Here is a 20,980-nt window from a genome sequence, read left to right as displayed (position 1 = left end):
TCCTGTTCACAGCCAGGTCCGCGGCCGTACGGCGTTCGCCCGGTCGATCAGGGCGTGGCGTTCCTGACGCGACTCCGCGGCGACCGCCAGCCTGCGGAAGAGGGACTCCAGCCGCCGGCGCAGCCCCTGCTCGGTGAACGGCGCGTCGGCCAGCCGCAGGTCCTTCGGCGGCGGGCTGGTCTCCAGCCACGTCAGCGCCCCGCCGAGCACCTCGGCGGTGAGCAGGTCGCGGCGGCGCGGGTCGAGGGCGGTCTGGCCGGCCACCCGCTCGGCCGCGGCCACCAGGTCGGACGGTCGCAGGGCGGCCACGTCGGGACGGCGCACCACCGAGGCGGCCAGCGCCACCTGGGCCGCCACCCGGTAGACGGACGTCGCGGGCACCTCGTCCAGCACGCTCATCCGGCCCGACCTGGCCAGCCCGAACGCCGCGCTGACGTAGGAGCGGTCGGTACGCCAGACGACGTCGTACCAGGAGGCCGCCGGCTTGCCCGCGCACTCCAGCGCGAACGCCAGCGCCAGCTTGGGCGCCGTCTCGCCCGGCAACATCGACAGGCACGCGTCGAACAGCGACACCGCCTCGTCCGCCTGCCCGGTGGCCAGCGCGAGCACGCCGCGGTACCACGTGACCCGCCAGTCGCCGGGCAGCTCCCGGTCCAGCTCGTTCAGCGCGATGGGGGTCTCGGCCGCGCCCTCCTCGGCCAGCAGCCTGACCCGCATCAGCCTGGTCTCGGGGGTCGGCGGCATCGCGGCGAGCTGGTCGACCAGGTCCCTGCCGTCGCGCCCGAGCAGCCCGGCCAGCGCGCCCTCGGCCGGGTCGGCCGGGTNNNCGCGCCCGCGGCCGGGTCGGCCGGGTGCACCAGCGGCACCGGCAGCGCCGCCGCGACCGCCGCCGGGTCGAGCGGCCCGAACACCTGATCGTCCTCGTCCGACAACGCCGTGCCGACCGCCGTGCGCTCCGGCCCGAACAACGTCGACAGCGCCGGGTACGGCACCCCGTCATCGAGCGCGCTGACCTCCCGCAGCACGCCGACGAGCTGCTCCTCCATCTCCTCCGCGCTCTGGAACCGGTCGGCCGGGTTCGCCGCGGTCGCCTTGCGCAGCAGCCGGGTGAACGACGGATGCCCGCAGTCCACCGGCAGCGGGTTGGGCACCCCGCCCTTGGCCGGGCTGAACCCCGGGATCGCCAGCACCGCCAGCGTCCTGGCCACCGTGTAGAGGTCGGAGGCCACCGACGACGGCCGGCTCTCCAGCTCGGGGGCGTGGTAGCCGGGCGTGACCCACGACGAGCCCACCGGCGAGCCGAACGGCTGCACCGCGCCCAGGTCGATGACCTTGAGCCGCTTGCCGACCCTGATCACGTTCGCCGGCTTGAGGTCGCAGTAGACCAGGCCGTTCTCGTGCAGGTAGGCGAAGGCGTGCAGGATCTCCCTGCCGTACATCAGCGCCTCGCGCAGCGGCAGAGTGCCCTGACGGCGCAGCTCGTGCAGCGACTGCCCGCCGACGTACTCCATGACGATGTAGCCGAGCCCGGCCGAGCGCTGGAAGTTGAAGATCTTGACGATGTTGTGGTGGTCGACACTGGTCAGGAACTTCCGCTCGGCCTCCGCCGCTGCCAGCGCCTCGGCGTCCATGGTGTTGAGCAGGCCCTTGAGCACCACCCACCGGCCGTCGAGGTTCTCGTCGGAGGCCAGGTAGATCCAGCCGAGCCCGCCGTGCGCCAGGCAGCCCAGCACCCGGTACTGGCCCGCCACCAGATCGTCCTTGGCCAGCTTGGGGGTGAAGGAGAACTGCGTGCGGCAGTGCGGGCAGAACCCGTCCGTCAGTCCCGGACGGCCCTCGCGCGAGCGGCCCACCGGCTGCCCGCAGGCGGAGTTGGCGCAGTAGCGCTTCTCCTCCGGCACCTCCGGGTCCGCCATCACCGCGGTGGACGGGTCGCGGTAGGGCACCGACGGCAGGTCGGCGATGGTGGCCAGGACCCCCGCCCGCGACCTGCCGCTGCCCGTCGGCGAGCTGACCGACCTGCTCACCGGCCGGGTCTCGACGGAGTGGGACGACGCCGGCGCCGAAGATCCGGACGCCGCGGGGGACGGCGACGGTGTCGCGGACAGCGGGGGCGGGCTCTCCGCCGTGCCGCAGAGGTCGCAGTAGCCCTCCTCGATCGTTCCCGTGCAGCCGGGCTGCGCGCAGCGGGTCATCGCGTACCTCCGTGGATCGCGCGCCGGTAGTCCTCGACGGCCGTGGCCGCCCTCGTCAGGTCACAGGGGGCGGTCCACAACAGGGCGCGCGCCCGCTCGTACAGCTCACCGGCGGCAGGGTCCTCGGCCAGGCCCTTGCGCGCCGCCATCGCCTGGCAGGCGCCGAGCCGCCCGCGTAACTCGTCGCGGCGGCCCAGCAGGCCGTACAGGGCCGTGGCGGTGGCCCGCGCCTGCTCGGCCGCGCGGCGGGCGTCGTCCTCCAGGGCCGCCAGCCGTCTGGCCCGTGACACCCAGGGGTCGGCGGAGGCGTCGAGCGCGTCCAGCTCGGTGGACAGCGCCTCGACGCGGCTGCGCGGCTGCGCCTGCGGCGGCAGGGCGATCTTGACGACTACCGCCCCGTGGGCCAGCCTGGTCTCGCTCTCGGCCGCGCGTACCCGGTCGAGGGCGGCCGCCAGGTTCTCGCGGCGCCTGGCGTACTCGTTCCTGACCACGATCGCCAGCTCGGCCTCCGCGCGGGAGCTGGCCAGCAGGCGGGCCACCCGGTCGAGGTCCGGCTCGACGGACGGGCCGAGCGGGTCCGCGACCACCGCCGCGCGCATCCGCCGTAACTCGGCCTCCTGGGCGTCCAGGCCGGCGGACTCGCCCAGCTCGCGTTCCAGCTCCCCGATCAGGCGCAGGTCGGCGTCGGCGCCGTCGAGCCGGGGGAGCACGGAGCCCCACACCGCGTCGATGTCGTTGAGCGCCCCCGTGACCTCCTGGAAGGCGGTGTCCATCCGCGTCACGGCCTCGTCGAGGGTGAGCAGCTCGTCGGCCTGCGGGAGCAGGGAGCGCTGCTCGACCGGCTTGGCCGCGGCCCGTACCACGACGGACGCGCCCGACAGCAGCTCGGTGAGCCGGGCTAACTCGTCGGCGCCAGGGCGGCGATGCGCTCCCCTGACCCGCTCGGCCTCGCGCAGCACGGCCCGGTACGCGTCGTACAGCGACCACAGCCCCGCCAGCGACTCCTGCGCCGAGCTCCAGCGCCGATGGGTCTCCCCGCGTAAGGAGGCGTCCTTCAGCACCTGGAAGGTGGTGTGGGATTCGAGATCGAGGAGGTCACCCGAGATGCGGTCGCGCTCGTCGGCCCGGGCGCGCAGCGCGTGCTCGGCGCCTTCCCTGCTCATTGGTGGTCCCAGGCTCATTCACGCTCCCCGTGAAGAGGCCCCCTGTGCCCCGTTTATACCGCCTCAACGGCGGTCTGCGCGGTTTTAGTTCCTTTGGCTCGGGGTGGCCCCTGACTTGCCCCTGATTCAACCCCGGGGCACCTGCAAACCACTTAACGATCTCTTAGCGTAATGGACATGGGACGTGTACTACTGATCATCGCGGCCGTCGTCGCCGCGCTCATGCTGCTCGGCCCCCTCGTGGGCTTCGCCTTCACGCTGCTCAAGTGGGCGCTCGTCATCGGCGCCGTCGTCTTCGGCGGCATGCTCCTGTCGAACTGGTTGAAGAGGACATAGCTTCCGCGGGCATCCGCAGGCATAGTTGGGTGATGGAGGCGCGGCCGGCGGTTGACGATGCCGCGCTCGCGCGCGAGGCGCTGGCCGTGCTCGAGGCCAACTGGACGGGCGCCGGCACCGTGCCCGCCCCCGGCCTCTATCCGCACCAGTGGAGCTGGGACTCCGCGTTCGTCGTGATCGGCCTGGCCAGGCACCGCCCGGACCGGGCCCGCGACGAGCTGCTCAGCCTGCTGCGCGGGCAGTGGGCGACCGGGATGGTGCCGCACATCGTCTTCCACACGCGTGAGGCGTACTTCCCCGGGCCCTCGGTGTGGCGCTCCCAGGAGCACTCGGCCGCCCCCAGCGTGCTCACCTCCGGTCTCACCGCGCCGCCGCTGCACGGCCTGGCGCTGTGGTGGCTCTACCGGCACACGGGGGACGAGGCGTTCGTCAGGACGGCGTACCCGGCGCTGGCCGCCCAGCACGACTACCTCGCCGCGTACCGCGACCTCGGCGGCGCGGGCCTGGCCGCGATCGTGCACCCGTGGGAGTCGGGCATGGACGACAGCCCGGCCTGGGACGAGCCGCTGGCGGCACTGCCCGCCATCCGGCCCGGCCACCGCAGCGTCGAGCTGGAGCAACGCCTCCCCGACAGCGACCACGACCGTTACGTCTGGCTGGCCATGCGCTACCGCGACGCCGGATACAGCCCCGGCTACCTGCGTGACGAGCACCCGTTCGCGGTCGAGGACCCGATGTTCAACGGGATCTGGCTGGCCTCCTGCCAGGCCATGGCCGAGCTGGCGCCGCTGGCGGGCGCCGACCCGGCGCCCCACGCCGAGCAGGCCGAACGCATCAGGCACGCCCTCCTCGACCGCCTGTGGGACGGCGGCTTCTACGCCAGGGACCTGCGGGCCGGGCGGCTGATCAAGGTGTGCACGGTCGGCGCGTTCGGGCCGCTGCTGGACCCCGGGCTGCCCGCCGACCGCCTGCGGGCGGCCGTCGAGGTGCTGGAGTCGGCCAGGTTCATGGGGGCGACCGGCTACCCGGTGCCGAGCTGTGAGATCCGCGCCGCCCAGTTCGACCGTACGCGCTACTGGCGCGGCCCCTCGTGGGTGAACACCAACTGGCTGCTGCGCAGGGCCGCCGCCGTGCACTCGCTCGACCACCTCGGGCAGCAGCTCGCCAACGGCACCCTGCGGCTGGTCCGGCAGGCCGGGTTCCGGGAGTGCTTCGACCCGTTCGACGGCAGCGGACGGGGCTGCAGGGACTTCTCGTGGAGTGCCGCCCTCACCCTCGATCTGCTCGCCGATACGGTGGTGGAATGAGCCTTTTCCGCCGGCTGCCCGCCGACGTGCGCAAGTCACTGAAGATCGAGCCAGGGGAGCGGGTGCTGACGTTCGCCGTCGCCGCCGACGGGCACGTGGTGGCCACCAACCTGGCACTCCACCTGTCCGACGGGACGCGGGTGCCGTACGAGAGCATCGACCGGGCGTCGTGGGACGAGGAAGGGGTGCACGTGCTCACCATGGACGGCGTGCGGCGCTCCGAACAGATCTCCGAGCCGCGCATGCTGCCCGAGACCCTGCGCGAGCGCGTCAACTCCACGATCGTGGTGAACAAGCACGTCAGCCTGCCGGGAAGGGGCGGGGTGCGGCTGGTGGCCCGGCGCCGGCCGGGTGGGGAGATGCTCGGGTGGACGTTCGTCTTCGACGACGGGCTCGACCCCGAGGACCCGGGCCTGCGCGCGCAGGCCGAGCAGGCCCTGGAGGGCGTACGACGCAGCATGGGCGTGTGAGCCGCAGGGCGCTGCCGATCCGCCGCGCGCGTCAGTGGGGGATGCCGCTCTCGCGGGCCTTTCTGTCGAACGTGTCCTCGTCGGGCCAGCCGGTGCCGGTGTCCGGCTTGTGCGTGTCGCCGCCGAGGAACGGGATCCGCTGCTGCAGCGTGCCCCCCACCTTCGACCTGGCCATCTCGGCCACCTTCGACGCCTGCGCCCCGACCACCCCGGCCGCCTGCTGCACCCGGGGATTGTCGGCGACACGCTGCGCCGTGCGCTTGATCTGCTCGTACCGTTCGCGTCCCGCCCGGCTGCCCAGCACGTAGCCGACCGCCAGGCCAACAGCGAATGTCATCCGATAACGCATATTGAACCTCCGCTGTCTCCGGCCCTACCCCGCTGACGATGCGACACGCACTCCCGGAGTGCGCTAATCTATTCCTGCGCACAGCGGAGGGGCTCAGAGCCCCGGCGACGTGCGTAAACGGTCCGATCCCGCGTAGCTCAACGGCAGAGCAGCCGGCTGTTAACCGGCAGGTTATAGGTTCGAGTCCTATCGCGGGAGCTTCGGCAGAGCTGAAAACCCACAGGTCAGGCCCCCTTCCTTTACCCAGGATAGGGGGCCTTGGTCGTTCTCGGGCGGCCGCGGGCCGGGTTGATCGCCGTGGGCGAAGCTCTCCGGGGTCCCGGCGGGGCGTTCAGATCACGCCCTTCTTCCTCAGATAGCCCATCAGCTTGATGCCGCCGAACACCAGCGCGACCGCGATCACGACCAGGGCGGCGGCGGACGGCAGTACTCCCACACTGGAGCTGACCGGCGCCGCGTCCAGGTGCGCGGGCGTGGCGGTGACGGTCACGACGGTCTGGGCCTGGGAGGAGGCGACGAGGGGCGCCTGCGTGGGCTCGGGCGCCTGCGTGGGCAACGGCGAGGAGTCGCCGGCGGGGGGCACCACGGGAGCCACGGGTTGCTGCGCGACCTGCGGCTGCCCCTGCGCGGTCACCGTCACGGTCGGCTGCGCGCTGGGCGTGCCCGACGGCGTGGGGGTGGCGGAGGGCGTGGCGGTCACGGTCGCCGTCTTGGTGGAGGTCGGCTTGGGGGTCGGCGTCTGGGTGACGGTCTTGGTGACCGTCGGCCGAGGGGAGGCCGACTGGGTGACGGTCGTGGTGACCCGGACGGTCTCAGCGGGCTTGGGCGGAGCCGTGGTGACTTCCGTGACTGTGACCGTGACTACAGGGGCGGGGGTAGGTTCATCCGTGGAGAAGGGCACAGCGTTCCTTGCGGGATCTTCAGCAGAACCAGCCGGAAGCATACCAATACAGCGCTGATCGCGTGGGGCGTCCCATTAGATGGTGCAGTCAAGGCCATGGCTGCGAGATGAACATTTCGCCCCTTGTCGGTGGCGGCCGACGGCGCACTCGGGGTCGGTGACGCCGTGGCCGGGCCCGCGTTCCTGAAGATCGCTTTGGGTGTCTTAAGCGTCGCTTCAGGTGCGGTGGGCGAGCCTCGGGGTTGTCGAAATCGTCTCGGGGAGGAGATCCCATGGTGAAGCGACGTCTCGCGATCGTCGTCACGGCCGCCGCGCTCGGGCTCGGCGGGATGGCCACGTCCGCGCTGGCGGACGACGGGCTGGTCAGGGTGCACGGCGGGTCCGAGCTGCGCGGCGGGAAGCTGACGTGCTGGCTGAGTGACGGCGAGGTGGTGACGTTCTCCAAGGCGAAGGTGGCCGAACTGGTCGAGGAGAGGTTCGTCGAGCCGGAGCTGGCCGAGACCGTCGTCGACGAGTACGGCAGGGTGACGGTGCCCGCCGACCGGCTGTCGATCAGCGTTCCCACCCGGGAGCTGCCGCGCAAGGCGGTGAGCAAGAAGTGGCGGGGCAAGCGCGTCGTCCACCTCACCTGCGTGTGGGACGACCGGCGGAAGTAGGCAGCGCCGTCCGGCGCCCCCGGGGACGGTTCCGGGGGCGCCTCCCGGCGATATCACTCTATGTAGTGTCTTGATGACCCGTTTTTGGATTCGCGGGACAAGGCGGGCCCCGACGCGGAAGGATGGGGCACCCGGTCACTCAGGCCGGAGCCGCGGGCATTCATGAGGGTGGTGTGGAGAGGGCACCGCCGCCAGGACGTGTCGCCGACCCGGAATCGGCGGGGCGCTCCGATGACGGAGAAGTGCTGGTTGCCGCGTGCCTACCTGGATCAAGTCCCTTCGCCCCTTCGACGCGCTCGCCACCCAGGCGGTGATGGAGCGCACCACCGACCTCCGCGAGGCGGAGCGCTTCATCAGGCTCTTCCACGCCGAACACCCCTCAGCAGGGGGCCTGCACGCCCGCCTGCGTGACGTTGCCAGGGACGTGGCCCGCCACGGGACCTACGCGCACACGTACGAGGAGCTGGCGTTCGGCGCCCGCGTGGCCTGGCGCAACAGCAACCGGTGCATCGGCCGGTTGTACTGGCGCTCGCTGAAGGTCCGCGATCGCAGGCAGGTGCGCACCGCCGAGGGGGTGGCCGTCGAATGCGTGGCCCACCTGCGCGAGGCCACCGGGAACGGCAAGATCAGGCCCACCATCACCGTGCTGGCCCCCGACACCCCCGCCCTGCGCGGCCCCCGCGTGCTGAACGACCAGCTCATCCGCTACGCGGGCTACCGGACCGCCGATGGCGTCGTGGGCGACCCGCGCAACGTCGCGCTCACCGAGACCGCGCAGTCCCTGGGGTGGCGCGGCCGGGGCGGGCGGTTCGACGTGCTGCCGGTCGTCATCCAGCCGGGGCTCGGCGACCCGCTGCTGTGCAACCTGCCGGGGGACGCCGTGCTGGAGGTGCCGCTGGCGCACCCCGACTATCCGTGGTTCGAGGAGCTGGGGCTGCGCTGGCACGCCGTACCGGCGATCTCGGACATGTGCCTGGAGATCGGCGGGATCTGCTATCCGTGCGCGCCCTTCAACGGCTGGTACATGGGCACCGAGATCGGCGTGCGCAACCTGGCCGACGCGGATCGTTACGACCAGCTCGCCGTGGTGGCGGAGCGGCTGGGGCTGGACACCTCGCGCGAGCGGAGCCTGTGGCGCGACCACGCGCTGGTGGAGCTGAACGTGGCGGTGCTGCACTCGTTCGAGCTGGCGGGGGTCACGATGTCCGACCACCACACCGAGTCGCGGCGCTTCCTCACCCATCTGGCGCGCGAGGAGAAGGCGGGACGGGTCTGCCCGGCCGACTGGTCGTGGATCGTGCCGCCACTGTCGGGCGGCGCCACCCCGGTCTTCCACCGCTACTACGACTCCCGCGTGCTCACCCCCGCCTTCGTCCACCACCGTTAGGCGGTCGGGCGGCTTGTCCAGCCGGGCCAGAACATGATTCTGTTAGCGCATGGCGGAACTCGTGCTCTCGACGCTCGACGACCAGGGCGTGCTCACCCTGACCTTCAACCGGCCGGAAACGCTCAACGCCTGGACCGACGCCCTGGGCCGGCGCTACTTCGACCTGCTGGCCGAGGCGGAGGAGGATCGGCGGGTGCGGGTGGTGGTGGTCACCGGCGCGGGCCGGGGCTTCTGCTCGGGAGCCGACTTCGGGACGCTGGACGCCATCAGGAGCGGCACGTACGACGGGGTGCCAGATCCGCGGCCCAACACGTTCCCCACGACCGTCCGCAAGCCGATCATCGCGGCGGTCAACGGGGCCTGCGCGGGGCTGGGGATGGTGCACGCGCTCGTCTGCGACCTGGTGTTCACGGCTGATGACGCCAAGTGGACCACGGCCTTCGCGCGCCGGGGGCTGGTCGCCGAGTACGGGCTGTCCTGGGTGCTGCCCCGGATCATGGGGCAGCAGCGGGCCATGGACGTGCTGCTGTCGGGGCGGGTGTTCACGGGGCGGGAGGCGTACGAGCTGGGGCTGGCGAACCGGGCCGTGCCGGGCGACGCCCTGCTCGGCGTGGCCCAAGAATACGCGCGGGAGCTGGCCGTCCACAGCTCTCCCGCGTCGCTGGCGGTGATCAAGCGGCAGGTGTGGCACGACTGGGGCACCACGCTGGAAGAGTCCGCCAAGGCCGCCACGCAGGAGATGATCGCCTCGTTCGGGCGGCCGGACTTCGCGGAGGGCGTCGCCGCCTTCCTGGAGCGCCGGCCCCCGGACTTCCCGCCCCTCTGACCACGGGAAGGCGGGGTCAGGAGACGCGGTGGGCGCCCTGGGACGGGACGGCGGGCAGGAAGCGGGGGGCACGGAAGCGGCGCTCCGCGTACGCCGCCGACACCGACTCCTGGACGCCCTCCAGCCGCTCCACCGGCACCAGCGCGATCGCCGAGCCGCCGAAGCCGCCGCCCGTCATCCGCGCGCCGCGTGCCCCGCCCCTCACGGCCGCCTCGACGGCGACGTCCAGTTCGGGCGACGACACCTCGAACAGGTTCCGCAGCGACAGGTGGGAGGCGTTCAGCAGCGCGCCGATCTCCTTGACGGCGCCCGCGCGCAGCAGGCCGACGAGGGCCTCGACGCGGTGGCTCTCCGTGACGACGTGCTCGGTGCGCTTGCGCTCGTCGCCCTGCAGCAGACCGAGCGCGCCCGCCAGGTCCGTGACGTCGCGCAGGGCCGGGACGCCGAGCTTGCGGGCGGCCGACTCGCACTCGGCGCGGCGCTTGGCGTACTCGCCGCTCGCGTGCTCGTGGTGCACCTGCGTGTCGATGATGAGCAGGCTCAGCCCGTGCGCGGCCAGGTCGAGCGGGATGGAACGGGAGCCGAGCGAGCGGCAGTCGAGGAACAGCGCGTGCCCCTCGCGGGACAGGGCCGAGGCGGCCTGGTCCATGATGCCGCAGGGCATGCCGACGAAGTCGTTCTCCGCCCGCTGGCTGAGCAGGGCCAGCTCCATGGGCGTCAGGCCGAGCCCGTGCACGTCGTTGAGCGCCGAGGCGACGGCCACCTCCAGGGCGGCGCTGGAGCTCAGCCCCGCGCCCTGCGGCACGTCGCCGTCGATCGCGATGTCGGCGCCCGCCACCCGGTCGCCCAGCATGGCCAGGACGCCGACGACGTAGCGGGTCCAGCCCGCGGACTCCTCGCGGGTGGCCATGGTGACCGGCTCGCCGGACGCCTGGAGGGACAGCAGGCGGACGACCCCGTCGGCGCGCGGGGTCAGGGCCGCCGTGACGCCCCACGGCACCGCGAAGGGGAGGACGAAGCCGTCGTTGTAGTCGGTGTGCTCGCCGATCAGGTTGACCCTGCCCGGTGCGTGCCAGACCGTCTGGGGGGACGCGCCGTAGGCGGCACGAAAAGCTTCAACAACGCGCATAATCGAACACTCCTCAACAAAGGCCCGACCGTAGACTAGCGCCATGGAGGAACTCCTGGATCCAGGGCTCGGCCAGGTCCGGGTGTTCATGAAGCACGACGACAACAAGCCGCGCAAGCTCAGGTACAACCTGGGGCACCACCGGCTGCTGACGTTCGGCGGCGCCTACTCCAACCACATCAGGGCGGTGGCCGAGGCCGGGGCGCGGCACGGCATCGAGACGATCGGGGTCATCAGGGGCGAGGAGCACCTGCCGCTGAACCCGTCGCTCGCCCGCGCGGCGGCCTGCGGCATGACCCTCACCTACCTCGACCGGGCCGCCTACCGGCGCAAGCACACCGAGGAGGTGCAGGCGCGGCTGCGGGCGCGCTGGGGCGACGACGTCGTGATCCTGCCGGAGGGCGGGAGCAACGCGGCGGCCGTACGAGGCTGCGCGGAGCTGCCCGGCGAGATCTCCGAGGACTACGACGTCATCTGCTGCCCGGTCGGCACCGGCGGCACGCTGGCGGGCATCTCGGCGGGGCTGCCGGAGGGGCGGCGGGCGCTCGGGTTCGCGGTGCTGAAGGGGGCCGGGTTCCTGGAGGGGGAGGTGGCCAGGCTGCAGCGGGAGGCGTTCGGGCGTACGTGGCCGAACTGGTCGATCAACCTCGACTATCACTTCGGCGGCTACGCCAGGTCGACGCCCGCCCTGGACGCGTTCGCCGAACGGCACGGGGTCGAGCGGATCTACGTGGCCAAGATGCTCTTCGGCCTCCTCGACCTCGTACGCCAGGGCGCCTTCGCCCCCGGCACCCGCATCGTCGCCGTGATCACCGGCCGGCCTTCGACCGGTCAGGAGCGCCGCCCCTAGCGAGTCAGCCGAGCTGGTCGAGGACCGGGGAGACGAGGGCGTTGAGCTCGCGGACCAGGACCGCGACCGCCCGGTGGGCGCTCTGCTCGACCTCCTCGTGCGGGCCCTCCGGCTCGGGCGGCAGGTCGTCGAGCGGGACCGGGGCCTCCACCAGCAGCGTGGCGCGCAGGAACGGGATCCTGGCCAGGTCCTGCTGGGTCGGCTCGACGTACTGGCCGAAGGTCTCCTGCCAGCCCAGCCAGCCCCGGTCGCGCCACCAGGCGCGCGAGCGCCGCAGCTCGTCGGGCAGCGGGGAGACGATGCGGACCCGGGCGTAGAGGGTGCCGTCCCAGGTGTTGCGGTGGCAGGTCGCCTCCAGGACGCGGCGGTCCCAGCGGACGAAGCCGGGGGTCAGGGACGGCGGCGTGGCCAGCTCCCAGGCAGTGCAGGCGAACCGCACCGGCGCGATGTCGCCCCACTCGAACTCGTCGAGGTTTTTCCGCACGTGCACGGCATAGCGCCCGTCACGGTCTCTGTCGAACTCCTGGTCGATCCAGAACGCCTTGCCCATGAGCACTACGCTACGGCGCTCCCCGTCTCCCCGGCGGGCGGACCGGAGATCTCGGAATGCGCTGTGGCGGGAGTGACGGATGTGTAGCTTTTTCGCATTGCTGGATGACCTTGGAGTGAGCGATGACGTCAGAACAGCTCGACGCGGCCATGGGTTACTGGAAGGCGGGAGACCTCGACCAGGCCGCCGCGCTGTTCAGGCAGATCGCGGCCACGGGGGACCCGGAGGCGTCCCATCTGCTGGCCGGTCTGCTGTACGAGCAGGGGGACCTGGAGGGCTCCGAGGCGGCGCACCGATCGGTGATCCAGTCGGGTGACCCGGTGTTCGGCCAGCGTTCGGCCATTGCCATGGGGATGATGCTGGTCAACGCCAGGGAGTGGGCCGCGGCCCACCGGGTGCTGGCGATCGCCTCCGACGGGGCCGACTTCGAGGTGGCCGCGCTCGCGGACACCGCGCTGGTGCTGGTGCTGACGCAGTTGGGGGACGCGAAAGGGGCACAGGAGTCGCTGGAGCGGGCCCGCAGGTGCGACAGCCCCGCCGTGGCCGAGCTGGCGGAGCGGCTGGAGCTGCCCGAGTTCCACCAGGACCCGGCCTCGGCCCGCGACCTGTACGCCGCCGCCGAGGACGAGGACGACTACCGCGCGCTGCTGACCTGCGGGGACCCGGAGATCGTGGCGCTGGCGGCGTTCGAGCTGTACCGGATCCACAGCGAGGAGATGGACTTCGAGGCGGCCCGCGAGGTGTGCGAGCACGCCATCGCCGTCGGCCACCCCGACCACCGCGCCCTGGCGCACAAGCTGCTCGGCGCGGTGCTGGTGGACCTGGGCGAGTACGCCGAGTCCGCCGCCGCGTACCGGGTGGCCGCCGAGGACCCCAGGCCCGACCTCCGCCTGCCCTCGCTCATCGAGCTGGCCAAGGTGACCGCCGAACTCGGCGACGAGGACGAGACCAAGGCGATCTTCCGCCGGGTGATCGCCAGCGGCCAGCGCGAGTACGTCGTGCAGGCCCACGCGTGCCTGGCCCAGATGCACACCGAGGCGGGGGAGACGGCAGAGGCGCTGGCCGCGATCCGCGCCGTGCTGGAGTCCGGCGAGAGCGAGTGGGCCTCCATCTGCGTCACGCTGCTCGGCCTGCTGCTGGAGCAGCGCGGGGAGGCGCACGACGAGATCATGGAGCTGGCCCGGTTCGCCTCCGGGCACCCCGACCCCGACGCCGCGTTCAAGGCCGCGCTGCTGCTGGAGCACGCGGCCAGGCAGCAGCCGCTGGCCGACCCGGTCGAGGAGCAGGCGCTCCAGGACACCGACGAGGGCCTGGCCCGGCTGCGGGACGGCGACCTGGCCGCGGCCAGGCGGTTACTGCGGAAGGCCGCGGACTCCGGCGCCCCCGGTCAGTCGTTGCGCGCCATGGTGGCGCTCGCCGAGCTGGAGCTGGGCGAGGGCGACCGCGAGCAGGCGGACGAGCTGCTGGCGTACGTGGCCGAGGGCGACGACGTGCTCCAGGGCTTCACCGCGGCGTTCCTGCTGCACCTGCTGCGCGAGTCCGGCGAGCGGACGCACCCCGTGCTGGCCGCGGTGCTCGATCACCAGCGGCTGGGCAGGGAGACGGGGCTGGCCCGCTACCAGGAGGCCGCGGCGCACCCCGACCCGGCCGTGGCGGCGATCGGCACCGCCGTGTTCGCGCAGGTGCTGGTCTCCATCGGGTACGACCTGTCGGACGCGGCCGAGATGTTCCTGTCGGCGGCGGGGAGCGGTGACCCGCTGGCGCTGTCGTACACGGCGTTGCTGGGCAAGGAGGTGCTGAACGATCACGGCCGGGCGGTCGAGCTGCTGCGCGAGGCCAGGGCGGACGGGCATCCCGCGCTGGCGCCGTGGGTGGGGCTCCTGCTGGGGCGGCTCGTGGCCGAGGAGGACCCGGCGCTGGCGCGGAGTGCGTACGAGGCGGCCCTCGCGACCGGGCACGGAGGGCTGCGGGCCGAGGCCGCCGCCGGGCTGGTGGACGTCTACGAGCGGCAGGGCGACGTGCCGGCCGTCTGCCGCCTGCACGAGCGGCTGATCGCCGAGGGCGACGGGGAGCGCGGCGCGCTGCCGCTGGGGTACGGCCGGATCAGGCTGGACGATCTGGCGGGCGCGCGGGCGGCGTTCGAGCTGGGGGCCGACGAGCTGTGCCGGTTCGGCGCGCTGGTGCTCGACCAGGACTTCGAGGCCGCGGCGCGGGAGTTCCCCGGCGGGAGGACGCACGCGATGGCCACCGTGCTCGTGATGGAGTGCGCGCACGCCTGGCAGCGCACCGGGCGTACGTCCGTCGCCGACGCGGCGCTCTCGCTGGCGGTCGCCCTCGGCGATCCCGACCTGCGCCAGGAGGCCGGCTGCTACCTCGGGGCGCTGCGCATCGACGCGGGCGACCGTCGGGCGGCGGTCGAGGCGTTCACGGCCGCGGTGGGCGACGACGAGCGTCTCAACCGGGTGGCGCTGCGTTCGGCGGGTGAGGCCCTGCGCGAGCTGGGGGAGCACGCCGAGGCGCTGGAGGTGCTGTCGCGGGTGCCCGTCGATGGCGACGACCGCGACCTGACGCTGATGGTCGGCGACTCGCTGGTGGCCTGCGGCCGGGTGGCGGAGGCCCGTGAACTGCTGGCCGGTAGGCCCGGCGCGGCCCTGCTCCTGGCTCGCTGGCTGCACGGGCACGGCGACCCCGAGGGCGCGCTCGCGGCCCTGACCGCCGAGCCGCCCGAGGCGACGGGGGCGTCCGAGCGCCTGCTCGGCACGCTGCTGGCCGAGACCGGCGATCTGGAGGGCGCCAAGGCCGCCTTCGAGCGGGCGGCGGCCGTCGACCCGGATTCGGAGCCGCTGACCATGCTGGAGGCGGGCCGCCGCCTGATGGCGGGCGACGCGGAGGTCGCGCACTTCGCCCTGGAGCGGGCGGCGGCGCAGGAGGACGACCCGCACACCGCCGCCGTGGCACGCCACCTGCTCGGCCGCGCCACACCCGAGGAGCTGGCCTCGGTGCTCGCGTGGGAGGGCGACCGGCCGGGCGCGCTGGCGGCGCTGACCGCGCGGACCGGGTCGGAGCCGCTGGCCGTGCTCCTGCTGGCGCTGCACGACGAGAACGCGGTCGAGGTGGGCCGCCTGCTGCCCGGGCTCGCCCCCGACGACCGCGCGGTGGCCGTCGAGGAGATCAGGGCGAACACGCCGGACATGAGCCGGGGCCGGGCCATGGCGTTCCACCGCCTGCTGGCCGCGCAGGGCGTGCCCGAGTCCGCCGTCGACCTCGGCGCGTTGCTCGCGGAGGACGGCGACAACTGCCGGTCCGAGCTGATCTTCCTGACCGCCACCGAGCACGCCCACACGGCCGGGGCGGCCTGGAGCAACATCGCGATCGTCCGCCACCGCCGCGGGGACCTCGACGGGGCCGTCGAGGCCGCCAGGGCCGGGCTCCCCGACACCGCCGTCCTGGCCGCCGAGCTGCTGGCGGAACGCGGTGACGCCGCGCAGGTGCGGAGCCTGCTGGCCGGGGCGGCGGCGGGCGGCGACCTGGAGGCCATGCGCCGGTTGCTCGTCCACCTGCTCGCCGCGCAGGAGTACGACGCCGTGGAGACGGAGGCGGAGCCGGCCGTGGGCACCGGCGACCCCCAAACCGTGTCGATCGGATACTGGGCGTGGGGCGGCGCGCTGTCGGCCCGGGGCCGCACCCGGGAGGCCGCCGCCATGTACGCCAAGGGCGTCGACGCCGGCCATCCCGAGCTGTCCGACTCGCTGCGGCTGGACCTGGCCGAGGCGCTGGACGAACTGGGCGACGCGGCCGGGGCCGAGCGGGAGCTGCGGCTGGCCGCCGGCTCGGGGCAGCCGGAGGTGGCGGGCACGGCGAGCGTACGGCTCGGCGCGCGGGCGTACGAGGCGGGCGACCCGGTCGAGGCGGCCCGCGCGTTCGCCGGGGCGCTCGGCACCCCCATGGAGGAGACCGCGCTGAACGCCCTGGGCGGCCTCGCCGAGGAGGCGTGCGAGCGGGGCGAGCACGCGCTGGCGCTCCAGGTGCTCCCGCTCATGGGCGAGCACACCGCCGAGCAGGCCCGCAGGCTCGGCGGGACGTGCGCCGACCCGCTGGCGGTGCCGCACTACTTCGCCCTGGCGGGCGCGGACCCCTACGCGGAGCTGGAGGCGGCCAAGCGGCTGGCCGACCTGGGGGAGACGGCCGGGGCCCGCGCCAGGTACGAGCGGCTCAGCCGCCACGAGGACCCCGACGTGCGCTTCGTCGCCGGCGGCAAGCTGCTGGCGCTGCTGAAGGAGGCGGGCGACACCGACGCCTTCTACGATGTGGCCGAGCGGCACGCCGGTGACGTCGACAGCCCCGCGCGCGGGGTGTTCGGCGGGCTGCTGGGCATGTTGCAGGAGCGCCAGGGCGACACGGAGGCGTCGCTGCGCACGCTGCGCGAGGCGGCCGAGAACGGCGATCCGACCACTCTGAGCGTGTACGCCCAGACGCTGGTGGGTGCCGGGCAGGTGGAGGAGGGCAGGCAGGTCTACCTGCGGGTGCTGGGGGCCGGTGACGACGAGCTGGCGGGCCGGGCCATGATCGCGATCGGGCTGACGTACCACGAGGACGACGAGGAGCGGGCGGGCGCCTGGTACCGGCGGGCCGTCGAGGAGGGCGAGGGGTACGTCAGCGCGCTGGGCGCGATGTACCTGGGCGCGCTGGCCAAGCGGAACCGGGACTTCCCCGAGGCGCTCACCTGGTACCAGCGGGTGATCGACGCGGGCGACTCCGAGTCGGGGATGGCGGCGGCGCATCTCGGCGAGCTGTGCTACTGGCTGGGCGACCGCGACGGTGCGCTCCGCTTCTACGAGCTGACGCTGGGGCTGACCGAGCGCGCGGAGCTGGTGGCCGAGGCGGCCTGCCGGCTCGGCGAGATCCGGTACGAGCGCGGCGACCTGGAGACCGCCCACCGCCTCCTGCTCAGGGCCGTCGAGACCGGCGACCCGTCGTTCGCCCCGGAGGCGGAGGCCCTGCTCGGCAAACTCGTGAAGTAGGACACATGAACTTGTCGTTAATTAAATGACCAAATAGTCTCACCTAGTCAAACAAATGAGGTGAGACTCATGGCCAGGGCAGGACGGCCGCCGCTGGATCCGGCGCGCCAGCTCGAACGCGCGCACCGGATCCTCGACGCCGTGGCCGAGCTGGTGCTGGGCCAGGGCTACGACAGGACCACGATCGACGACGTGGCCAGGCGCGCCGGCGTCGCCAAGGGCACCATCTACCTGCACTGGAAGACCCGCGACGACCTGCTCGCCGCGCTGCTGCGCCGCGAGCGGGTGCTCCTGCTGACCGAGGTCCGCGAGCGGGCGCCGGCCACGCTGAGCGCGCTGTTCGAGCACTACGCCCGCGCGCTGCTGGGCCGGCCGCTGCTGCGGGCCGTGCTGGCCGGCGACTCCGAGGTGCTCGGCAAGCTCACCCGGCTGAAACGGGACGGCGGCGCGGGCCCGGCCCGGCCCGGTGCGCCCCTCGACGTCTACCTCAACGCGCACCTCGACACGTACGTGGCCGAGCTGGTCGAGCGCGGCGCGGTCCGCGCTGAGCCCGGCGACCACGTCCTCGTGGTCAGCTCGATCGTCTACGGGTTCCTGTTCCTGCCGGTCGCCGGGAGGCCGTCCGACGAGCGGATCGCGGAGCTGGTGGGCGACACCGTCGAACGCGCCCTGGGCACGGGCCGCCCGCTGCCGCCCGGCGACGAGCGGGCGGTCGCGCGCGCCACCCTCGACTTCCTCGACGCGGGCGTCGAGATCGCCCGGCGCAAGCTGGCACTCTCCCTGGAGGTCTGAGTGAGAACCGTGCTCCCTCTCGGCGACGCCGCGGCCGATCTGGCGACCGTGGGCGGCAAGGGCGCCTCCCTGGCCAGGCTGACCCGGGCCGGGCTGCCCGTCCCCGGCGGGTTCCACGTCACGACCGGGGCCTACCGCGCGTTCACGGCCGGGTTCCGCGACGAGATCCTGCGCGCGGCGGCCGAGGACCCGGGGCGGATCCCGGCGCTGTTCGCCGCCCACGAGCTGCCGGAGGAGCCGGCCGCGGAGATCCGGCGGGCGTACGAGGCGCTCGGCGACGACGTGCCCGTGGCCGTACGCTCCTCGGCCACCGCCGAGGACCTGCCCGACATGTCGTTCGCCGGGCAGCAGGACTCCTACCTCGACATCCGGGGCGAAGACCTGCTCGACGCGGTCAAGCGCTGCTGGGCCTCGCTGTGGAACCCGCGCGCGATCGCCTACCGCGACCGCAACGGCGTGCCGCACGACGACGTGGCGCTGGCCGTGGTGGTCCAGGAACTCGTGGACGCGGACGCGGCCGGCGTCATGTTCACCGCCGACCCCGTCACCGGCGCCCGCGACCGGATCGTGCTCAACGCCTCGTGGGGGCTCGGCGAGGCCGTCGTCGGCGGGCAGGTCACCCCCGACACCGTCGTCGTGTCCGGCGGCGCGGTCGCCGAGTCGCGCCTCGGCGACAAACAGGTCATGACCGTACGCACCGGCGGTGGCACCGAGGAACGCCCGGTCCCCGAGGGCCTGCGCGGCGCACCCGTGCTGGACGACGCCCAGGCCCTGGAGCTGGCCGCCCTCGGCGCCCGCGTCCAGGACCTGTACGGCGTCCCGATGGACGTCGAGTGGGCCCGCGGCGGCGGCGCGTTCGCCATCGTCCAGGCCCGCCCGATCACCGGGCTCAAGCCCCCGCTGGAGGAGTGGAACGACAGCCTCAAGGGCGACTACCTGTGGACCGGCGGCAACCTCGGAGAGGCCATCCCCGACGTGATGACGCCGATCACCTGGTCGTACGTGCGCCTGTTCATCGAGGAGGCCATGTCCGCCTCGACGCTGCCCGGCTTCGACCTGGTGGGCAACATCGGCGGCCGGTTCTACATGAACCTGAGCGTCGTCCACTCCGTGGCGCGGGCCCTCGGGATGGGCGGCAGGCTCGCCCTGGTCGAGCAGGTCTTCGGCAGGCTGCCGCCGGGGCTGGAGGTGCCGCTGGTGCCGGTCTCGCGGCTGCGCGTCGTCATGAGCGTGATCCCGCTGGCCGTGCGCATCCGGCGGCGCGTACGCGACAACCTCAAGGTCATGCGCGGGTTCCTGGCCTCCTCCCAGCGGCGCTGCGAGGAGCTGCGCGCCCGCGTCGCCGCCACCGGCTCCGGCGCCGAGCTGGCGGAGCTGTGGGAACGCGAGATCCGGCCGCACGTGGTCGCCTCCTCGCGCATGCTGGAGGCGGCCGGCCGCCAGGGCGGCGCCGCGCTCGTCTACACCCGCGACCGGCTGCGCACGATGATGGGTGAGGTGGCCGCCGAGGCCATGCTCACCGGCGTCAACGCCGACGGCGAGCTGGCCAGCATGGGCCCGGTGATGGGGCTGTCCCGGCTGGCGCGCGGGGAGATCACCCGCGACGACTTCGCCCGCACGTACGGGCACCGGGGGCCCCACGAGTTCGAGGTGTCGATCCCCCGGCCGGGCGAGGACCCGGCGTGGATCGACGCCCAGCTCGCGGGCCTGCGCGACACGCGGGCCGACACCGAGACGCTGCTGGAGCGCCAGGGCGAGGCCAGGGAGCGGGCGTGGGCCGACTTCGCCCGGCGCTATCCGGGCAAGGAGGCCCGGATGCGCGAGCGGGTCAGGCGGTGGAACGCGGTCGTACGCGACAGGGAGTCCGCGCGGTCGGAGAACATGCGGGCGTTCTGGGTGCTGCGGGCCTTCACCGTACGGGCGGGTGAGCTGGCCGGGATCGGCGACGACGTGTTCCACCTGCACCTGCCGGAGCTGCTGGCGCTGCTGCGCGGCGACAGGAGCGCGCTGGAACGGGTGCCGTCGCGGCGCGCCACCTACGAGCGGTACGCGTCCCTGCCGCCCTACCCGGCGCTGATCGCAGGCCACTTCGACCCGGTGCGCTGGGCCGCCGACCCCGGCCGCCGGGCCGACCTGTACGACGCGCGCGGCGCCCGCACCCCCGTCGGCGAGACCGTGACCGGCTTCCCCGGTGCACCCGGCGTCGTCGAGGGCGTGGCCCGGGTGATCTCCGGCCCCGAGGAGGGCGGGCGGCTCAAGCCGGGCGAGATCCTCGTGACGACGCTGACGAACGTGGGCTGGACGCCGATGTTCCCGCGCGCCGCCGCCGTGGTGACCGACATGGGGGCGCCGCTGTCGCACGCCTCGATCGTCGCCCGCGAGCTGGGCATCCCCGCCGTCGTCGGCACCGGCAACGCCACCATGCGCCTGCACGACGGCGACCGGGTCAGGGTGGACGGCGAACGGGGCACGGTCGAGTTGCTCGGGTGAAAAGTCTGCGCCAAGTCGGCCGTCCCGGTCACCGGATCGTGATCACTGTGATGCCCATGATCGATCAGTGGATTCTGGAAGACGAACGCGAACTCGAAGCGCGCTGCGCCCGCTTCAGGATCGCCAAGCTCGCGCTGGACCGCAGCGACGGCGGGCACGACGCCGAGAACGACGCCGACGGGCCACGCCAGGAAGAGGCGGACCCCGCGGCATGAGCGGTCCGCCCTCCCGGGGTGACCGAGACCCCGACCCCCTCAGCGCGCCTGAGACCCCCTGAGGGGGTCGGAGCGCGGGACGATGAGATCGTGGCCGCCCGGACTGAGCGAGTTGACAAACAGGCGGCCGCCTCCCGGCAGCGCGGCCAGCCGGAACATCAGGTCGCGGACGACGATGCGCCAGCGGTGCGATGGGGCCATCCACTGGATGAACCGCCTCCCGAACCGCTGGACCTCGTCGATCACCGGCGCCATCCGCCCGTGGTAGCGCTCCAGAGCCCCGGACAGGTCGCCGCCCGAGCCGCCCGAGCCGCCAGCGCCGCCCGAGCCGCCCGAGCCGCCC

General features: G+C 73.4%; 18 protein-coding genes, 1 tRNA gene and 1 pseudogene. 12 read left to right on the top strand and 8 right to left on the bottom strand.

Going from position 1 to position 20,980, the window contains the following annotated elements; translation table 11 throughout:
- Window positions 1–6 precede the first annotated feature (6 nt).
- The 3 genes from ABD844_RS14950 to ABD844_RS14940 form a co-directional block, all read right to left on the bottom strand.
- On the bottom strand, window positions 7–744 hold the full coding sequence (locus ABD844_RS14950; RefSeq protein ID WP_486348541.1) for a tetratricopeptide repeat protein: 738 nt from the start codon (window positions 742–744) through the stop codon (window positions 7–9).
- Window positions 717–1,916, bottom strand: a complete 1,200-nt coding sequence (locus ABD844_RS14945) for a protein kinase domain-containing protein (RefSeq protein WP_425568566.1) — start codon at window positions 1,914–1,916, stop codon at window positions 717–719. The genes ABD844_RS14950 and ABD844_RS14945 overlap by 28 nt, the downstream gene beginning before the upstream one ends.
- Before the next feature lie 275 nt (window positions 1,917–2,191).
- Window positions 2,192–3,358 (bottom strand): hypothetical protein, encoded by a 1,167-nt coding sequence (locus ABD844_RS14940; protein ID WP_344877193.1) that lies wholly within the window; start codon window positions 3,356–3,358, stop codon window positions 2,192–2,194.
- 177 nt (window positions 3,359–3,535) lie between these two features.
- Between ABD844_RS14940 and ABD844_RS14935 the strand changes: the two genes are divergently transcribed.
- Genes ABD844_RS14935 through ABD844_RS14925 form a run of 3 tightly spaced genes read left to right on the top strand, consistent with a single transcriptional unit; the run spans window position 3,536 to window position 5,471 of the window.
- Complete coding sequence (locus ABD844_RS14935; RefSeq protein ID WP_344877191.1) at window positions 3,536–3,694, top strand: hypothetical protein; 159 nt, start codon at window positions 3,536–3,538, stop codon at window positions 3,692–3,694.
- A gap of 32 nt (window positions 3,695–3,726) precedes the next feature.
- A complete protein-coding gene (locus tag ABD844_RS14930) occupies window positions 3,727–5,001 on the top strand; it encodes an amylo-alpha-1,6-glucosidase (protein ID WP_344877189.1) in 1,275 nt (424 codons plus the stop codon).
- Window positions 4,998–5,471 (top strand): hypothetical protein, encoded by a 474-nt coding sequence (locus ABD844_RS14925; protein WP_344877187.1) that lies wholly within the window; start codon window positions 4,998–5,000, stop codon window positions 5,469–5,471. Before ABD844_RS14930 ends, ABD844_RS14925 begins: the two co-directional genes overlap by 4 nt.
- Before the next feature lie 31 nt (window positions 5,472–5,502).
- Here the strand turns inward: ABD844_RS14925 and ABD844_RS14920 are convergent, their stop codons facing one another.
- On the bottom strand, window positions 5,503–5,820 hold the full coding sequence (locus tag ABD844_RS14920; protein WP_344877185.1) for a YtxH domain-containing protein: 318 nt from the start codon (window positions 5,818–5,820) through the stop codon (window positions 5,503–5,505).
- Between the two features lie 126 nt (window positions 5,821–5,946).
- Here ABD844_RS14920 and ABD844_RS14915 point away from each other — a divergent pair.
- Window positions 5,947–6,018 (top strand) — tRNA-Asn (locus ABD844_RS14915).
- Between the two features lie 133 nt (window positions 6,019–6,151).
- Here the strand turns inward: ABD844_RS14915 and ABD844_RS14910 are convergent.
- Entirely contained in the window at window positions 6,152–6,721 is a 570-nt protein-coding gene (locus ABD844_RS14910) for a hypothetical protein (protein WP_344877183.1), read from the bottom strand.
- 272 nt (window positions 6,722–6,993) lie between these two features.
- Here ABD844_RS14910 and ABD844_RS14905 point away from each other — a divergent pair, with 272 nt between their 5' ends.
- The 3 genes from ABD844_RS14905 (at window position 6,994) to ABD844_RS14895 (ending at window position 9,590) form a co-directional block, all read left to right on the top strand.
- Window positions 6,994–7,377, top strand: a complete 384-nt coding sequence (locus ABD844_RS14905; RefSeq protein WP_344877181.1) for a hypothetical protein — start codon at window positions 6,994–6,996, stop codon at window positions 7,375–7,377.
- 256 nt (window positions 7,378–7,633) lie between these two features.
- The gene (locus tag ABD844_RS14900) at window positions 7,634–8,764 is read left to right on the top strand and encodes a nitric oxide synthase oxygenase (protein WP_344877179.1); all 1,131 of its coding nucleotides are present in this window, start codon (window positions 7,634–7,636) and stop codon (window positions 8,762–8,764) included.
- Window positions 8,765–8,813: 49 nt separating this feature from the next.
- Window positions 8,814–9,590, top strand: coding sequence for an enoyl-CoA hydratase-related protein (locus ABD844_RS14895; protein WP_344877177.1), 777 nt, complete (start codon window positions 8,814–8,816; stop codon window positions 9,588–9,590).
- 16 nt (window positions 9,591–9,606) lie between these two features.
- On the opposite strand, the gene galK is transcribed toward ABD844_RS14895, so the two are convergent.
- Window positions 9,607–10,719: a galactokinase gene (gene galK / locus ABD844_RS14890; protein WP_344877175.1), complete on the bottom strand. Its 1,113-nt coding sequence runs from the start codon at window positions 10,717–10,719 to the stop codon at window positions 9,607–9,609.
- A 43-nt stretch (window positions 10,720–10,762) separates the two neighbouring features.
- Between galK and ABD844_RS14885 the strand changes: the two genes are divergently transcribed.
- Complete coding sequence (locus ABD844_RS14885; protein WP_344877173.1) at window positions 10,763–11,569, top strand: 1-aminocyclopropane-1-carboxylate deaminase/D-cysteine desulfhydrase; 807 nt, start codon at window positions 10,763–10,765, stop codon at window positions 11,567–11,569.
- 4 nt (window positions 11,570–11,573) lie between these two features.
- Here the strand turns inward: ABD844_RS14885 and ABD844_RS14880 are convergent, their stop codons facing one another.
- Window positions 11,574–12,119, bottom strand: coding sequence for a hypothetical protein (locus ABD844_RS14880; RefSeq protein ID WP_344877171.1), 546 nt, complete (start codon window positions 12,117–12,119; stop codon window positions 11,574–11,576).
- 122 nt (window positions 12,120–12,241) lie between these two features.
- Here ABD844_RS14880 and ABD844_RS14875 point away from each other — a divergent pair, with 122 nt between their 5' ends.
- From ABD844_RS14875 to ABD844_RS14860, 4 genes are all read left to right on the top strand, one after another.
- Entirely contained in the window at window positions 12,242–17,140 is a 4,899-nt protein-coding gene (locus tag ABD844_RS14875; RefSeq protein WP_344877169.1) for a tetratricopeptide repeat protein, read from the top strand.
- 69 nt (window positions 17,141–17,209) lie between these two features.
- Window positions 17,210–17,932 carry a TetR/AcrR family transcriptional regulator gene (locus ABD844_RS14870; protein WP_344877167.1) on the top strand — a complete coding sequence of 241 codons (723 nt, stop codon included), beginning with the start codon at window positions 17,210–17,212 and terminating at the stop codon, window positions 17,930–17,932.
- Window positions 17,933–20,422, top strand: a complete 2,490-nt coding sequence (locus ABD844_RS14865) for a PEP/pyruvate-binding domain-containing protein (RefSeq protein WP_344877166.1) — start codon at window positions 17,933–17,935, stop codon at window positions 20,420–20,422.
- A 56-nt stretch (window positions 20,423–20,478) separates the two neighbouring features.
- The gene (locus ABD844_RS14860) at window positions 20,479–20,637 is read left to right on the top strand and encodes a hypothetical protein (protein WP_344877165.1); all 159 of its coding nucleotides are present in this window, start codon (window positions 20,479–20,481) and stop codon (window positions 20,635–20,637) included.
- Window positions 20,638–20,676: 39 nt separating this feature from the next.
- Here ABD844_RS14860 and ABD844_RS14855 read toward each other — a convergent pair.
- A pseudogene (locus ABD844_RS14855) lies at window positions 20,677–20,980 on the bottom strand (FAD-dependent oxidoreductase); the annotation flags it as partial.

Origin of the sequence: Nonomuraea antimicrobica, from assembly GCF_039536965.1 — a bacterium.
Taxonomy (GTDB): domain Bacteria; phylum Actinomycetota; class Actinomycetes; order Streptosporangiales; family Streptosporangiaceae; genus Nonomuraea; species Nonomuraea antimicrobica.
The sequence above is the reverse complement of the archived record's forward strand: the minus strand, read 5'-3'. Positions and strand labels throughout refer to the sequence as shown.

Bases quoted from the DNA above. Each gene is read 5' to 3' on its own strand.
- ABD844_RS14950 (WP_486348541.1), bottom strand. From the start codon at position 744: ATGCCGCCGACCCCCGAGACCAGGCTGATGCGGGTCAGGCTGCTGGCC.
- ABD844_RS14940 (WP_344877193.1), bottom strand. From the start codon at position 3,358: ATGAGCAGGGAAGGCGCCGAGCACGCGCTGCGCGCCCGGGCCGACGAG.
- ABD844_RS14935 (WP_344877191.1), top strand. From the start codon at position 3,536: ATGGGACGTGTACTACTGATCATCGCGGCCGTCGTCGCCGCGCTCATG.
- ABD844_RS14930 (WP_344877189.1), top strand. From the start codon at position 3,727: ATGGAGGCGCGGCCGGCGGTTGACGATGCCGCGCTCGCGCGCGAGGCG.
- ABD844_RS14925 (WP_344877187.1), top strand. From the start codon at position 4,998: ATGAGCCTTTTCCGCCGGCTGCCCGCCGACGTGCGCAAGTCACTGAAG.
- ABD844_RS14920 (WP_344877185.1), bottom strand. From the start codon at position 5,820: ATGCGTTATCGGATGACATTCGCTGTTGGCCTGGCGGTCGGCTACGTG.
- ABD844_RS14905 (WP_344877181.1), top strand. From the start codon at position 6,994: ATGGTGAAGCGACGTCTCGCGATCGTCGTCACGGCCGCCGCGCTCGGG.
- ABD844_RS14895 (WP_344877177.1), top strand. From the start codon at position 8,814: ATGGCGGAACTCGTGCTCTCGACGCTCGACGACCAGGGCGTGCTCACC.
- galK (WP_344877175.1), bottom strand. From the start codon at position 10,719: ATGCGCGTTGTTGAAGCTTTTCGTGCCGCCTACGGCGCGTCCCCCCAG.
- ABD844_RS14885 (WP_344877173.1), top strand. From the start codon at position 10,763: ATGGAGGAACTCCTGGATCCAGGGCTCGGCCAGGTCCGGGTGTTCATG.
- ABD844_RS14880 (WP_344877171.1), bottom strand. From the start codon at position 12,119: ATGGGCAAGGCGTTCTGGATCGACCAGGAGTTCGACAGAGACCGTGAC.
- ABD844_RS14875 (WP_344877169.1), top strand. From the start codon at position 12,242: ATGACGTCAGAACAGCTCGACGCGGCCATGGGTTACTGGAAGGCGGGA.
- ABD844_RS14870 (WP_344877167.1), top strand. From the start codon at position 17,210: ATGGCCAGGGCAGGACGGCCGCCGCTGGATCCGGCGCGCCAGCTCGAA.
- ABD844_RS14860 (WP_344877165.1), top strand. From the start codon at position 20,479: ATGATCGATCAGTGGATTCTGGAAGACGAACGCGAACTCGAAGCGCGC.